At 54.0% G+C, this 13893-nt stretch carries 16 protein-coding genes; 3 read left to right on the plus strand and 13 right to left on the minus strand.

Translation table 11 applies throughout. The annotated features are described in order from the left end of the window. From tatB to ACTG3Z_RS00905, 3 genes are read left to right on the plus strand one after another with little or no spacing between them, the layout of a single operon-like run. A complete protein-coding gene (gene tatB, locus ACTG3Z_RS00895; protein ID WP_439140779.1) occupies positions 1-585 on the plus strand; it encodes a Sec-independent protein translocase protein TatB in 585 nt (194 codons plus the stop codon). After that, complete coding sequence (gene tatC / locus ACTG3Z_RS00900) at positions 582-1556, plus strand: twin-arginine translocase subunit TatC (protein ID WP_439140780.1); 975 nt, start codon at positions 582-584, stop codon at positions 1554-1556. Before tatB ends, tatC begins: the two co-directional genes overlap by 4 nt. Further along, positions 1553-2389, plus strand: coding sequence for an ATP-binding protein (locus tag ACTG3Z_RS00905; RefSeq protein WP_439140781.1), 837 nt, complete (start codon positions 1553-1555; stop codon positions 2387-2389). The genes tatC and ACTG3Z_RS00905 overlap by 4 nt, the downstream gene beginning before the upstream one ends. A gap of 28 nt (positions 2390-2417) precedes the next feature. Here the strand turns inward: ACTG3Z_RS00905 and ACTG3Z_RS00910 are convergent, their stop codons facing one another. The 13 genes from ACTG3Z_RS00910 to alr all read right to left on the minus strand — a co-directional run bounded on the left by ACTG3Z_RS00910 (position 2418) and on the right by alr (position 13831). Then, entirely contained in the window at positions 2418-3587 is a 1170-nt protein-coding gene (locus ACTG3Z_RS00910) for a peptidoglycan DD-metalloendopeptidase family protein (RefSeq protein WP_439140782.1), read from the minus strand. 64 nt (positions 3588-3651) lie between these two features. After that, positions 3652-4293: a protein-L-isoaspartate(D-aspartate) O-methyltransferase gene (locus ACTG3Z_RS00915; protein WP_375265007.1), complete on the minus strand. Its 642-nt coding sequence runs from the start codon at positions 4291-4293 to the stop codon at positions 3652-3654. Beyond that, on the minus strand, positions 4290-5072 hold the full coding sequence (surE, locus tag ACTG3Z_RS00920; protein ID WP_439140783.1) for a 5'/3'-nucleotidase SurE: 783 nt from the start codon (positions 5070-5072) through the stop codon (positions 4290-4292). The genes ACTG3Z_RS00915 and surE overlap by 4 nt, the downstream gene beginning before the upstream one ends. A gap of 60 nt (positions 5073-5132) precedes the next feature. Next, positions 5133-5777 (minus strand): SDR family NAD(P)-dependent oxidoreductase, encoded by a 645-nt coding sequence (locus tag ACTG3Z_RS00925; protein ID WP_439140784.1) that lies wholly within the window; start codon positions 5775-5777, stop codon positions 5133-5135. Between the two features lie 100 nt (positions 5778-5877). Beyond that, complete coding sequence (purF, locus tag ACTG3Z_RS00930) at positions 5878-7335, minus strand: amidophosphoribosyltransferase (RefSeq protein WP_439140870.1); 1458 nt, start codon at positions 7333-7335, stop codon at positions 5878-5880. Positions 7336-7454: 119 nt separating this feature from the next. Further along, on the minus strand, positions 7455-8015 hold the full coding sequence (locus ACTG3Z_RS00935; RefSeq protein ID WP_439140785.1) for a CvpA family protein: 561 nt from the start codon (positions 8013-8015) through the stop codon (positions 7455-7457). A 33-nt stretch (positions 8016-8048) separates the two neighbouring features. After that, positions 8049-9416: a DNA repair protein RadA gene (radA, locus tag ACTG3Z_RS00940; protein WP_439140786.1), complete on the minus strand. Its 1368-nt coding sequence runs from the start codon at positions 9414-9416 to the stop codon at positions 8049-8051. Between the two features lie 50 nt (positions 9417-9466). Further along, positions 9467-10228 (minus strand): DNA repair protein, encoded by a 762-nt coding sequence (locus ACTG3Z_RS00945; RefSeq protein ID WP_439140787.1) that lies wholly within the window; start codon positions 10226-10228, stop codon positions 9467-9469. 84 nt (positions 10229-10312) lie between these two features. Continuing rightward, positions 10313-10777 carry a paraquat-inducible protein A gene (locus tag ACTG3Z_RS00950; protein WP_439140788.1) on the minus strand — a complete coding sequence of 155 codons (465 nt, stop codon included), beginning with the start codon at positions 10775-10777 and terminating at the stop codon, positions 10313-10315. Next, positions 10774-11190 (minus strand): hypothetical protein, encoded by a 417-nt coding sequence (locus tag ACTG3Z_RS00955; RefSeq protein ID WP_439140789.1) that lies wholly within the window; start codon positions 11188-11190, stop codon positions 10774-10776. Before ACTG3Z_RS00955 ends, ACTG3Z_RS00950 begins: the two co-directional genes overlap by 4 nt. An 81-nt stretch (positions 11191-11271) precedes the next feature. Beyond that, complete coding sequence (locus ACTG3Z_RS00960) at positions 11272-12018, minus strand: ABC transporter ATP-binding protein (RefSeq protein WP_439140790.1); 747 nt, start codon at positions 12016-12018, stop codon at positions 11272-11274. Further along, complete coding sequence (locus tag ACTG3Z_RS00965) at positions 12015-12800, minus strand: MlaE family ABC transporter permease (RefSeq protein WP_439140791.1); 786 nt, start codon at positions 12798-12800, stop codon at positions 12015-12017. Before ACTG3Z_RS00965 ends, ACTG3Z_RS00960 begins: the two co-directional genes overlap by 4 nt. Beyond that, positions 12797-13831, minus strand: coding sequence for an alanine racemase (gene alr, locus ACTG3Z_RS00970; protein WP_439140871.1), 1035 nt, complete (start codon positions 13829-13831; stop codon positions 12797-12799). Before alr ends, ACTG3Z_RS00965 begins: the two co-directional genes overlap by 4 nt. Positions 13832-13893 lie beyond the last annotated feature (62 nt).

Here is a 13893-nt window from a genome sequence, read left to right on the forward strand (position 1 = left end):
ATGTTGGATCTTGGCTGGACGGAGCTTCTGGTAATCGGCGTTGTTGCGCTGATTGTCATTGGGCCAAAAGATTTGCCAATGCTGTTCCGCAAAGTCGGACAGTTTGTCGGCAAAGCGAAGGGCATGGCGCGCGAGTTTTCTCGGGCAATGGATCAGGCCGCTGATGAAAGCGGTATGAAAGAGGCAACGTCGAGCTTTAAGGACATGACCAGTTCCAAAAACTTGGGACTGGATGATTTGAACGACGCCACCAAAGAGTTCAAAAAATTCGATCTCGAAACAGAGACAGGCAAGCTTTCGGCTGAACGTGCTGAAGATGCACGCAAGATCCATGAGATGTCCGCGCGTAAAGCTGAGGAACGTCTGGCCAAGCAAGCAGAACGCGCGGCTGCCGCGAAAGCGGAAGAGGCGGGTGAAACCGTTGTCAAAGCCCCAGCGAAGAAGCCTGCTGCTGCAAAGAAAACGGCGGCCAAAAAGCCTGCTGCAAAAAAGCCTGCTGCTAAAAAAGCGCCAGCTAAGAAGACAACAGCGAAGAAACCCGCTGCAAAGAAGACCGCTGCTAAAGCGGACAAGGATAGTGCATGAGCAACGCAGACAATGTCGAAGACAGTTCAGCCCCGCTGATTGAACACCTCGCTGAGCTGCGCACACGGCTGATCCGTGCGGTGATTGCGTTTATCATCGGCATCGTTCTCGCATTTATGGTGGCTGAGCCGATCCTTGAGTTCTTGCTTGCGCCCATTGAAAATACACTACGCGATTTGGGTGACCCAAACCCGACGCTGCAATATACCTCACCACAAGAATATCTGTTCACGTTGTTCCGTATTTCTATGGTGTTCGGCTTCATACTTGCGTTCCCTGTCATTGCATTTCAGCTTTGGCGCTTCGTCGCGCCGGGTCTCTATAAGAAAGAGCAAAACGCATTTTTGCCGTTCTTGATCGCGTCGCCTGTCATGTTCTTTCTTGGCGCAGGATTTGCGCAGTTCGTGGTGACACCGCTCGCGATGAACTTCTTCTTGGGCTTTGCGGATGTGAGCTCGATCTTTACCGGCTTACTCGCCACAGTTGCGAATGTACCAAGCGATGGTTTGCCGCCTACGGGTGGGTTGCTTACAGAGCCGCCTGTGGACAGCGACGGTGTGCGCATCACTTTCTTTGGTAAAGTGAATGAAAGCCTTGATATTACGCTGAAATTCATCATCGCGTTTGGAATGTGTTTCCAATTGCCTGTGCTTTTAACACTGATGGGCAAAGCGGGTTTGGTCAGCGCAGATGGCCTTGGAGCCGTGCGTAAATACGCGATGGTTGGTATTTTGCTGCTCGCGGCGCTCGTGACACCGCCAGACGTAATCACACAGTTGATCTTGTTCACTGTCGTTTATGGTCTTTACGAAGTTTCGATTTTCCTTGTGCGCCGTGTAGAGGGCAAACGCGAAGCCAAACTGCGTGAAGACGGGTATTATGACGACGAGGAAGAAGAATTCGATGACGAACTTGTCAAAGAATTCGACGAGGCTGACGCCGATGAAGCAGATGCTGAGGACAAGAAATGAGCGAGCCGTTAGAACGGATCGCCGCTGCGCTGGAGCGTCTCGCCCCAGCGCCACTTGCAGCCCCTGACTTTACGACAGCAGACGCCTTTGTGTGGCAAACTGGACCCGATGCCTTAATGCCTGTGGAAAAAGTCAATTATATCGCGCTCGATTTGCTTGTGGGCATCAACCGCGCGCGTGATACGCTTTTGCTGAACACACGCCAGTTTGCGAACGGGTTTGCCGCAAACAATGCTTTGCTGTGGGGCTCGCGGGGGATGGGTAAATCATCCCTTGTCAAAGCGATCCATGCAGAGCTGTTGCGCGAAGGTGCTTCACTCAAGATTGTTGAGTTGCAGCGCGAAGATCTTCCCAGCGTTGGACGCTTGTTGGCTTTGCTGAGAGATGCACCAGAACGCTTCTTGCTTTATTGTGACGACCTTTCGTTCAGCCATGATGATCAGCACTACAAATCGCTCAAAGCGGTGCTTGATGGCGGTATTGAAGGCCGCCCTGAAAACGTCTTACTGTACGCAACGTCTAATCGCCGCCACTTGATGCCACGCGATATGATCGAGAATGAACGCTCAAACGCGATCAATCCGGGCGAGGCGGTAGAAGAAAAGGTTTCGCTGTCTGACCGCTTTGGTCTTTGGCTGGGCTTTCATCCATGCGATCAGGATGACTACCTTGCAATGATTGATGGCTATTGCGCCGCGGCGGGACTTAGCGTTGATCCTGATGTTTTGCGCGCCGAAGCGATTGAGTGGCAAGCGACGCGCGGCTCACGCTCTGGACGTGTCGCTTGGCAGTTCTTCTGTGATCTTGCAGGGCGTCACGGTCACGCAATCTAAGCGCACCGTTTCGCGCCAAACAGCCGATCTATTGCAAGTAGGGCAGTGGATCGACGCTATCAAAACCTTCGCGCACTTCAAAATGCAAGAAGTCAGAGCTTCCCGAACGTACTGATGCAAGCTGTTGACCGCGAGAGACGGTATCGCCCTTCTTCACCTTGAGATTATCCACATTTGCATAGACCGTCAGCAGGTTATCGGGATGTTTTACAACAATAATCGGCAGGTTATCCGTGTTCTCTGTAATTGCGGCCACTGTGCCTGCGGCGGCTGACTTGACGGAAGTTCCCGCACTTGCCCCAATGCCAATGCCGTCATTTTTGCCCTTGGAATATTCGCGAATGATCGGTCCTTGAACAGGGAACGCCATGCGGCCTTGGCTTGCCACTTGCGTTGGTTTCTCCAAAACAGGGGCAGGCGGCGTTACAACAGGCGCTGCTGCCACCACAGGCGTTTCCTGTGGCAATGGCTTCACTGCAGAGGGCGGCGTCGGTGTCGGTGAGCCTGCGCCTGGATTGGTGGTGGCCGCCAGCGGGGCGGCTGCTGTTTCAGTGTTGTTTTGTGCCACAGGGATCAGCAAATATTGCCCCTCGCGCACAGACAGTTCTTTGCCCAACCCGTTCCAATCCGCAAGCGAGCGCACGGACACATTATACAAACGCGCAATCGTGAAGGCGGTTTCGCCGCGTGCCACGCGGTGACGTACAGGTTCTGGACCCACAGGTGCTGCTGCGGGCAAGGCGCTTGTGCTCACGGGGGAACTGTCAATCGCGCCCTGTGCAAGCGCTGTGATGTCCACAGCACCAGGCGCTGCTGCGCTTCCCGGAACGGTTGAGGGTAGGTTAGACACAGGATTGCGAAGCGCGAGCACTTCATCTTGTCTCAATGCGGTGTCTGGTGACAAACCGTTGTACCGCGCGAGATCTATCGGATCGGCACCAATCCGCTGAGCAATGCTCGCAACTGTGTCGCCGCGCTGTGCAACAGCTACCTGATAATTCGGATAGGTAATCACGCCGCGCTCATCAGGGCGGGGGCGATCTTGGGTAGCATTGATAGCGGCTGTGGTGGTGTCAAACTTGTTGCCCGTAGAGCCACGCAAATCTAAATCAAACCCGTCTGCACAAGCACTTAGAGCCAAAAGTGTCGTGCCACACAGCATTGCGCGCACAGATGTTTTGCTTGCAAAAATCGTCATCTCGAATTCCTCACATGCGCTGCGTTGGCCGCTGCGTCCTGAAATTAAGAATCTTATAACAGATTTATCCGTCGCGTCCCAGCCCTTCGATGAGTGGAACAAAGCGAACAGGGCGCAATTCGTCGTATTCAAACCCACGTTCATCGCGTGTGACCCTGATCAAACTTTGGACAGCGTCTGATTGCCCGACCGGCAGCACCATCACGCCGCCCACTTTGAGCTGCGCAAGAAGCGGGCCAGGGGGGTCTTCCGCTGCTGCGGTGACCAAAATACGATCAAACGGCGCTTGGTCTGGCAAGCCATGACTTCCGTCCGCTGTAAATGCGGTAATATTCGTGAGGCCAAGTTGATCAAACACCTCGCGCGCTTCATTCACCAAACGCTTGTGACGATCAACTGTGTAGACGCGCCGCGCCACATGGCTCAGAACAGCGGCCTGATAGCCGGACCCTGTCCCAACTTCGAGCACCGTATCACGCGGACCCGCCCGCAGCGCTTGTGTCATCAAGCCAACGACTGACGGCTGACTGATCGTTTGACCACATGGAATAGGAAGCGGCATATCTTCATAAGCACGTTCGGCGAAAAGTCCGCGTATAAACGCGGCGCGGTCTACCTTTTCCATCGCCGTCAAAACCCGAGCATCGGTCACACCCTTGGAGCGCAACGCAAATAGAAATTGCATTAGTGTTGAGGCGTCAGTCATAGGTTTGCTTCAAAGCGATCCATAACATCATCCGCCGTTAAGTCGGCACGCATGGGCGTCACAGAAATATAACCATCTAGGTTTACAGCCGCGTCACTTCCTTCGCTCGGGCGAACGCGCTGATCGCCACCTTTGATCCACAAAAAACGCTTGCCTGATGGGGACAGATGCGGCTCAACACCAAAGTAAACATCTTTGCGGCGTCCTTGGCGGGCCACTTTCACGCCTTTAACGGCGGCTGCAGGAACAGGGGGAAAGTTGACGTTAAACAACAGCTTGTACTCACTCGTCTGCTCGCCCACTTGCGCCAAGATACGGCGCACCGCATCTGCACCATGCGTTCCGGCTGCTTCAAACGGATCCTCTAGAGAGAGGTTTTCGACCCCGTAATACTGCGACAACGCGATCGACGTGATGCCTTGCAATGCCCCCTCAATCGCGGCGCCGATCGTGCCAGAGTAAAGCGTGTTTTCAGCAGAATTGTTGCCACGGTTCACACCTGACAAGATGAGATCTGGAGGATTGTCCTTCATCACGTCATGCAACCCGACAAGAACACAGTCCGCAGGCGATCCCTCCGTGGCATAGCGGCGTTCACCCATTTTCGAGAGCAACATAGGGTGCGTATAGCTGATGCAGTGCCCAACACCGGATTGCTCAAAAGCAGGGGCGACAACCCAAACTTCACCGTCTGCTCCGGCCAGCTCGTTTGCGATCTTTTCCAGAACGGCCAAACCGGGTGCATTGATGCCGTCGTCATTGGTGATGAGAATACGCATATTTACCCCTTTGCTTACATAGCAAAACCCTTAGTGGAGGGGATAGGATGCGTAAAGCCTTTAGGCGCTCTGCAGCTTCTCAACGAGCTTTGCAGCCACATCACGAGGATGCGCCAGTGCGTCACGATCCTCTCCGGGATGAAAACGCGCACGTGTCGCAGTTGCCATAGCTGGTGGGGTCTCGATCAAAACCTTGGGGCCACTTGATTGCGTCTCAAAGGCCCATGATCGCACCAATGCAATCTGTGCGGCTTTAGAGGCCGCGTAGGATCCGTGAAACTTCTCACCAATTGTCTGATCATCAAAAAACACGGCAGTGCCCTTATCGCCCAATAAAGGCGCGATATAGGGGACCAAAGTGCCCATACTTGTGGCGTTGATCGACATGGATTTGGTCCAATCCTTCGCATCCATATGCGCGGCTGGCGTCAGCGGCGCTGCATGGACAGCTGCATGAACCCAAAGATCAATCTGCCCCCAACGATCATAAATAGAGCGGCAGAGTTGGGCCATGGCCCCTTCATTGGTGATATCCATTGGCGCAAGGGTGGCTTGCCCTCCGGCTTCTTGAATGCGGTCGTCAAGATCTTCCAAAGCGCCAGTTGTGCGCGCCACAGCAACCACGTGATGACTGCTTGACAGGGCTTGCGCCACAGCGAAACCTAATCCGCGCGAAGCGCCTGTGACCAATGCAACTTTGCTCATGAAAACACTGCCTTCATTTTTCTAAATAAACTCTCGCCGAAGGCTACAAATTTTTTATAAAATTTGCACGTCAATCGATCAACAAAGAATGCGCGCCTACTTATTCTGCCGCCTTCAATTCAAACCCTTTTGTGATTTGATCAGACGGGCTTACGGGATATTCTCCAGAGAAACACGCATCGCAATACTGCGGACATTTTGCGTTACGCCCTTCAGCTTCGCCCACCGCGCGGTAAAGGCCATCGAGCGAGATGAACTTCAAACTGTCCACTGTCAAATGATCACGCATCTCTTCTTCGGACATGGTCGCTGCCAGAAGTTTGTCACGCTGCGGAGTGTCCACACCATAAAAACAAGGCCATGCCGTTGGTGGGGAGGCAATGCGGAAATGCACCTCTGCAGCACCTGCATCTAAAATCATTTCTTTGATTTTGCGGGATGTCGTGCCGCGCACAACACTGTCATCGACAAGAATAACACGTTTACCTTTGATCAACGCACGGTTCACGTTCAACTTCAAACGCACGCCCATGTTGCGGATTTGCTCCGTAGGTTCGATAAACGTACGGCCCATATATTGATTGCGGATGATGCCCATCGCGTAGGGGATGCCGCTTTCTTGTGAAAAGCCAATCGCCGCAGGTGTTCCGCTGTCAGGAACAGGGCAGACTAGATCCGCCTCAACAGAGCTTTCCTTCGCCAGCTCTACACCAATTTGACGACGCGTCTCATAAACAGAGCGACCGCCGATAATGCTGTCAGGACGTGAAAAGTAAACATGTTCGAAGATGCAGAAACGCGAAGATTGCCGACGGAATGGAAAATGGCTTTCCACGCCTTTTTCAGCGGTCACGACAACCATTTCACCCGGTTCAATCTCGCGCACATATTCAGCGCCGATAATATCAAGCGCGCAGGTCTCAGAGCTCAAAACCCAGCCTTCACCCTCAAGCTTGCCCAGCACCAAAGGCCGCACACCTAGCGGATCACGTACACCGATCAGCTTTGTACGCGTCATCGCTACGATGGAAAAAGCGCCTTCTACGCGGCGCAAAGCATCTTCCATGCGCTCAGGAATAGTGCGCTGCAAAGATCGCGCCATCAGGTGGATGATGCACTCAGAATCAGAAGAGCTTTGAAAGATCGAACCGCGTTCAATCAGCTCTTTGCGCAACGCGTCTGCGTTGGTGATATTGCCGTTATGCGCGATGGCGGCACCACCCATGGAGAATTCGCCAAAGAAGGGCTGAACATCACGGATCACTGCCCCTTTCGACCCTGCTGTAGAATAGCGCACATGGCCAATCGCCAAAGGACCAGGGAGCGTTTCCATCAAGGACGCCTTGGTAAAGTTATCGCGCACATAGCCAAAACGACGGGCAGAGTTAAACCCTTGATCAGGATCATGACTGACGATCCCGCCCGCTTCCTGACCACGGTGTTGCAACGCGTGAAGACCAAGGGCGACAAAGTTGGCAGCATCTGTGACACCGACAACGCCAAACACGCCACATTCCTCTTTTAATTTATCATCATCGAAAGGGTGGGCAGGCGGCATAATATGGGACAAGGCGAGCAGCTCCGTATCCGAGGTCATGGCAGTTGCAAGCTTCATAGACCGAACTGCCCAATGTGTCACCCGCTCATCGCGGATAACGAAAAGATATTCAGCGCGCCTTATTCAGGTGCGCCGCATGTACCGACAAGTTGCTCGTACTGGGTTGTGATCCAGCCAAGCGCCTGTTCGGGGTTACGATCCTCGATCTGGCCAGTCATGCGCGCAAAGACTTTGGCAGACCGGCTTTCATCAACCATCGTGATGTTTTGTTGTGTGGCAACGGTTTCATATACGAAAAAGGCCACTGCCACCAAAAGAATACCGCGCAAGACACCAAAAAGAAATCCGAAGCCCTGATCGATGCCACCAAGCGCAGAGCGTTGCACAAGTGACGAAAACAACGGCGTGAACAGCGATGTAACGATCAAAGCAATCGCAAAGACAATGGCAAAGGCTGCGATAATTGCCAATTCACAGCTATCGGCCAAGAATTCGCCGATGACCGGAATTTCCTTAACCAAAGGTTCCACTTGTGGTGCGAACATAGTGGCCAAGATTGCTGCGGCGAACCAGCCTGCAATCGCCAGTGCTTCGCGCACGAAGCCGCGCGAATAAGCCAGCAAGGCGGAAAGAACGATAATGACCGCAACAACGCCGTCAATAATTGTAAAACCTTCCATAGGTCTGCTCGCTTTCTTCTCTTTGCTCGTACGCTAACCCGCGCCGAATACGTCACCAACAAAGGCCGTCAAATCGCTCATCTGATTGAGCGCGATTCCCTTGACGGTAACACCCTTACCACCCGCAGGAGCGAGTGCGCCCGTAAAACCAAGTTTTTGCGCTTCCTTCAACCTGTTTTCGGTCTGAGGAGCGGGTCTCAGCGCACCTGAGAGGCTGATTTCGCCAAACACCACAGTTTCAGCGGGTAAAGCTGCGTCTTCACGCGCACTTAAAAGTGCAGCAGCAACGGCGAGGTCAGCGGCAGGTTCTGTGATTTTCATCCCACCAGCGACATTGAGATAGACATCAAGTCCAGTGAATGGGATGCCAACACGCGCCTCAAGGACTGCAAGAATCATCGCCAAACGCCCACCATCCCAGCCGACAACGGTACGGCGCGGTTGCGAGTGCGGGGAAGGCGCGACAAGCGCTTGCAGCTCCACAAGAACAGGGCGTGTGCCTTCGACACCAGCAAACACCACGGATCCGGGCGAGGGCGTGCCGCGCTCGCTTAGGAATAGGGCAGACGGGTTGGTGACTTGTGACAAGCCCATGCCAGTCATTTCAAACACGCCAATTTCGTCAGACGGGCCAAAGCGGTTCTTAACGGCGCGCAAGATACGGAATTGATGGCCGCGCTCGCCTTCAAAATATAGCACCGTGTCGACCATATGTTCGACCACACGCGGACCTGCGATTTGGCCGTCTTTGGTGACATGGCCCACCAAAATCACTGCCATGCCTTGCCGCTTTGCAAAGCTGGTCAGCTCGTGGGCTGCTGCACGGACCTGCGCGACGGAGCCAGGTGCGCTTCCGACTGAATCAGACCACATGGTTTGAATGGAATCGATGATCGCCAGCTGAGGTTTTTCAATCTCTAAGGTCGTAAGAATGTCGCGCAAGTTTGTTTCTGCTGCGAGCTGCACAGGCGCGTCAGTCAATCCCAATCGCTGCGCACGCATGCGCACTTGCGCGCTGGCTTCTTCACCGCTCACATAAATCGTCTTAAGACCTGCTTTTGCGAACTCTGCGGCCGCTTGCAGCAAAAGCGTTGATTTACCAATGCCAGGATCGCCGCCCACCAACGTCGCAGACGCAGGAACCAGACCGCCGCCCAAAACGCGATCTAACTCGTCTAGGCCAGAGTTTGTGCGCGGGGGCGGGGCTTCTTCTGTGCTGAGATCCGTGAGTTGCACTGCGCGTCCGCGCACAGTGCCAAGCCCCGCTTTTGCTGGGCCGGAACTGCTTAATCCAGCGTCCTCCGCGATGGAGTTCCATGCGCCACAGGCTTCGCAGCGCCCGGACCATTTAGAGGTGATATTGCCGCAGTCATTACATGCGAAAGAGGGTTTTTTAGCCATGCGCCCTTGTGACGAATGCGGGGATGCGCGTCAATTACCAGCGCAGTCGTTTATTCAGCAGCATGAGGCAGGGCGACAACCGTGTCTTCAGCATTGCGTTCTACGACTTCAAGACCAAGGGCGGGCAGCACATCAGCCAGATCATCCACCAAACGGTCAATCTGTGCGCGTGCGACGCTTTCATCCATCTCGACTTGACCTAACCAACCTTTCAGTTCGGTCGAGACGATTTTCGCCTCCTCCAAACGCTGATTGAATTCACCGATCTCATGCTGACGCTCTTTCAATACAGTGCGCGCGCGCTCAACCTTGCGGTCAGAATAGATGGCGGCCAGTTCTGCAGAGATATGGCTCATCTGAGATGCGGCTTCGAGCATGGATGGCTCCAGCTGAGCCAGATCAGGGTGATCACGCAAAAAGCCAAGGCGTTCGCGCACAGCATCAAACTCACCAGAGAGCTTGAACACTCCGGAACGGTCCTGCGCATGGGCGATTGCATAGGCTTTCGCGACATCTTCCATCCCGATTTGAAATGAGCGGTGCGATGTTTCAAGCTTGGTGATGCGCTGGTGCGATGGCAAAAAGAAACAAAGTCCAACCAACAAAACGCTCACAGCGCTTTGCGCGACGGTTCCTGCCCAAGGATACAAAGTGTCCCCAAGCATCAACGGCCAGTTGATCCAGCTTGCTAGCCCAAACGCGCAAGCGATGGTGTAGGCAACAGCTGCGACCGCAAGTGCGATCAACAAAAAGAAAGTAAGGCGTTGCATCAACCAAGATGCGACGTGCCAAACATTGGCAAACGCAGACATAACTAACCCCCCAAGGTCATAAGCGGATCTTAGCCGACGAAGGTCCACTGGTTAGGGGGAAAGAGCTTTGTTTCGTTGCAAATCTTAATTTTGAGGCAAATCAGTCGCGGTTTTCTCGGTGCGTGGCGACAATAACCCCAAAAATAACTGGATTAGGATGCATCCGGTAAACAAATACAGCCCCCAAGCGGTCTCTATCCGTCCGACACCGATTCCTTTTGCTACAGTGATGTAGACAGCAATCAAAAAGATATCCGCCATCGCCAGTTTGCCAAGCAAGCTGAGTGCGGGTTTGACTCGAGTGCTAAGTAGGTCGAAATGCACTAGCGCTAGACCCAGGGTTTTGACGTAGGGCGCAAACAGCGCAAAGAACGTCACCAGCAAAGCAAGTGCCACATCGCTCTGCCAAAGGCTTTGTAGTCCTGAAATAACGCTGATCTCACTCAGGCCAAACAACGGCAAAAGACCAGCACGCATAAGCGGCGCAAACCAGGCAATCGGAAAGGCGATTATAAGCGCCAGATTTACGTATTTGGCAAAGGTCGTCATGACAGCGTGTAGAGCCACAGACCAAAAAATCCGAGCGCGCAGAGCAAGTGCAATGCATCAAGCGCCCACCAACGATGCCCTCGCATACGCCAAGACAGAGCGAAAAGGATTGATACTGCAAATGGCAACGCCATGCCTGAGCCGGCCGTGATGATCCCTTGGTTGACGATCTGCGAAGCTATGCGCCCCGGCATCTCACCGCTCAGACCTGCCAAAGGCGGAATATACTTCGCTGCCACACCGATTAGCGCCACCAAAAACGCAGCGCAGGCTATCAACCGAGAGGGGCCAGTTGCGACGAACGTACGGATCAGCGCGAAGGCACCGATAGTTTCGATGTAAAAGAACGTCTTGATCATCAAAAATGTGAGGATCGTGTAGTTCGGCTCGAAAAGGGTACTGAAATTATTCACACTCTCAACGTGGCGTTTTGAGCGCTGCGATGCAAGTGGCGCACACCATTGAATTTTCGGGACTGCTCTCGCGCGACGACGTTAGCGGACCGCTTCAATTGGTCCATCTGCACGCCCATGGATGAATTGATCCAAATAGGGGTCACCTGCCGTGTCCATATCAGCGACCGCTCCGGTCCATTGAATGACGCCGTCGTGCAGCATTGCCACATTGTCAGCAATCGCACGTACGGATGTCATGTCATGGGTGATCGTCATCGCGGTTGCGCCCATCTCAACGACGATTTCGCGGATCAAATCGTTGATGACACCCGACATGATTGGATCAAGGCCAGTTGTTGGCTCATCAAAAAAGATGATTTCAGGCTCTGCAGCAATCGCGCGGGCAAGACCGACACGTTTTTGCATCCCCCCAGACAGTTCAGCCGGCAGGCGGTCTGCAACATCGGGCTTCAGCCCGACGCGGCGCAGTTTCTCAATCGCAATCTCGCGCGCCTCATCTTTGGGGCGCTTAAGTGCGCCGCGCATCAGACGGAAAGCCACATTCTGCCACACAGGAAGGGAATCAAACAAAGCACCGCCTTGGAACAGCATTCCGAAGCGTGCAAGAAACGCGTCACGCTCTGCGGTGGCTGCATCTTGTCCGTCCACAGTGATTGTCCCGCTATCGGGCGTCACCAGTCCAAGCACGGATTTCAACGCAACTGATTTACCTGTGCCAGAGCCGCCAATAATCACCATGGACGTGCCGCGCGCGATCTCTAAATCGACGCCTTGCAGTACGTGATTGTTTCCAAATGATTTTTTAACTTGAGAGAGTTTGATCATAGCGAGAAAAACACCCCCGTCAGAACGAAATTCGCCGCAAGGATCAAGATCGCCGCCGCCTCGACGGACCCTTTGGTTGCCGCGCCAACACCTTGTGCGCCGCGACCGGAGTTCATGCCGTAATAGCAGCCCATTAGCGTTGCGATTCCACCAAATACCGCGCCTTTGGCAAGGGATGAAAACACATCGCGCGCTTCTAGGAAGTCAAAGGTATTGATCAGATACGTTGATGAATTGAACCCCAGCGTGCCCGTCGCCACCAGATAGCCGCCCAAGATACCAATGACATCGCCCACGCCGACAAGCACGGGAACGCAGATCAAACCCGCCAACACGCGGGGCACGGTCAAGTATTGCATGGGATGCGTCGACAACGTGACAAGCGCATCAATCTGTTCCGTCACTTTCATGGTCGCAATTTCAGCAGCGATTGAAGAAGTGACACGAGCAGCGATCATCAAACCGACAAGCACAGGACCAAGTTCGCGCACCATGCCGATAGCCACGATCTGGGGCACGACGGCTTCCGCATTGAAGCGGGCACCACCTGCATAGATTTGCAAAGCAAGGGCGCCGCCTGTGAACACTGCCGTCAAGCCGACAACGGGCAAAGACAGCCAACCAACATTCAAAATTGCGGTGCCAAGTTCGCGCAGATAAAACGGGCGCTTAAACATGTGGCGCAGGGTGCTGAAGGCATAGATTGAGATACGGCCCAAAGCGGCGAGCATATTGAGGAATGCAGCGCCTAAAGCGGCCAAAGGGCTCAAAACAAAGTTCATCCTGTGTAGCGCCGTGTATAGCGCGCACCTAAAGACGTGAGAATTTCATAACCAATCGTACCAGCATTTGTCGCTAGCGTTTCAATTGATTGATGTGAGCCGAGCAAGTCCAACGCATTGGGCAAATCGCTGATCCCCGTGACATCAACACCAATGCTGTCCATTGAAATACGACCTGCAACAGGAACGGATTGGCCATTTGCAAATAGCTTGGTTTTCGGTCCCATCACACGCAAAATGCCGTCGGCATAGCCGCTGGAAACCGTGGCAATCTGACTGTCTCGTTCCGCGATCCAAGTATTGCCGTATCCGACGCTCTCGCCTTTGACCACGTCGCGCACTTGAATGATCGGCAGCGCAAGTGACACCACAGGGGCTGCATCCACAAACGGCAATCCGCCATAAAGGCCAATGCCGGGGCGCGTGACGTCAAAATGATATTCTGGCCCCAACAAAATGCCACCTGTCGCCGCAAGCGAGCGGGGGGCGTCAATGCCATCGGTCATTTGCACGAACGCGGCGAGTTGCTGCGCATTCATCGGATGCTCCGGCTCATCAGCACAAGCAAGGTGCGACATGATCAAACGGGGGCCTTGGGCAATGACAAGCGCGCGCACGGCTGTCCACTCGCCAGCTTCCATGCCCAAACGGTTCATGCCCGTATCAAGCTGAATGCCAAAAGGCGCGCCGGGCAGGGCTTCAAAATGGCGCAACATCTGATCAATAGAACTGAGCAAAGGGATCAGATTCAGATCCGCAATCATATCTGTATCGCCTGACATATGGCCCGAAAGAATGTAGATCTCGGGGTCAGGCCCAAGGGCTTGCCGGATGTCTGCGGCTTCCTCAGCGACGGCGACAAAGAATTTGCGCGCACCGGTTTGCGCTAAACGTCGTGCTGCGCGTCCGATACCTGTGCCGTAGCCGTCAGCTTTGACGACTGCACCCGTCTCGCATCCGCTCATATTATCCAGCGCACGCCAGTTGTTGGCCATCGCGGCCAAGTCGATTGTAAGTGTTCCAGTTCCCATAACAGACGTGTTTGCCATGGCGCGCGCTCACGTCAAGGGTAAAAGCCGTTTGCATGGGTCCG

It is taken from the genome of Planktotalea sp., from assembly GCF_965659345.1.
Classification (GTDB): Bacteria; Pseudomonadota; Alphaproteobacteria; order Rhodobacterales; family Rhodobacteraceae; genus Planktotalea.

Excerpts from the sequence above, each read along its gene's own strand:
- tatB (WP_439140779.1), top strand. The coding sequence starts at position 1 with ATGTTGGATCTTGGCTGGACGGAGCTTCTGGTAATCGGCGTTGTTGCG.
- tatC (WP_439140780.1), top strand. The coding sequence starts at position 582 with ATGAGCAACGCAGACAATGTCGAAGACAGTTCAGCCCCGCTGATTGAA.
- ACTG3Z_RS00905 (WP_439140781.1), top strand. The coding sequence starts at position 1,553 with ATGAGCGAGCCGTTAGAACGGATCGCCGCTGCGCTGGAGCGTCTCGCC.
- ACTG3Z_RS00910 (WP_439140782.1), bottom strand. The coding sequence starts at position 3,587 with ATGACGATTTTTGCAAGCAAAACATCTGTGCGCGCAATGCTGTGTGGC.
- ACTG3Z_RS00915 (WP_375265007.1), bottom strand. The coding sequence starts at position 4,293 with ATGACTGACGCCTCAACACTAATGCAATTTCTATTTGCGTTGCGCTCC.
- surE (WP_439140783.1), bottom strand. The coding sequence starts at position 5,072 with ATGCGTATTCTCATCACCAATGACGACGGCATCAATGCACCCGGTTTG.
- ACTG3Z_RS00925 (WP_439140784.1), bottom strand. The coding sequence starts at position 5,777 with ATGAGCAAAGTTGCATTGGTCACAGGCGCTTCGCGCGGATTAGGTTTC.
- purF (WP_439140870.1), bottom strand. The coding sequence starts at position 7,335 with ATGCCGCCTGCCCACCCTTTCGATGATGATAAATTAAAAGAGGAATGT.
- ACTG3Z_RS00935 (WP_439140785.1), bottom strand. The coding sequence starts at position 8,015 with ATGGAAGGTTTTACAATTATTGACGGCGTTGTTGCGGTCATTATCGTT.
- radA (WP_439140786.1), bottom strand. The coding sequence starts at position 9,416 with ATGGCTAAAAAACCCTCTTTCGCATGTAATGACTGCGGCAATATCACC.
- ACTG3Z_RS00945 (WP_439140787.1), bottom strand. The coding sequence starts at position 10,228 with ATGTCTGCGTTTGCCAATGTTTGGCACGTCGCATCTTGGTTGATGCAA.
- ACTG3Z_RS00950 (WP_439140788.1), bottom strand. The coding sequence starts at position 10,777 with ATGACGACCTTTGCCAAATACGTAAATCTGGCGCTTATAATCGCCTTT.
- ACTG3Z_RS00960 (WP_439140790.1), bottom strand. The coding sequence starts at position 12,018 with ATGATCAAACTCTCTCAAGTTAAAAAATCATTTGGAAACAATCACGTA.
- ACTG3Z_RS00965 (WP_439140791.1), bottom strand. The coding sequence starts at position 12,800 with ATGAACTTTGTTTTGAGCCCTTTGGCCGCTTTAGGCGCTGCATTCCTC.
- alr (WP_439140871.1), bottom strand. The coding sequence starts at position 13,831 with ATGGGAACTGGAACACTTACAATCGACTTGGCCGCGATGGCCAACAAC.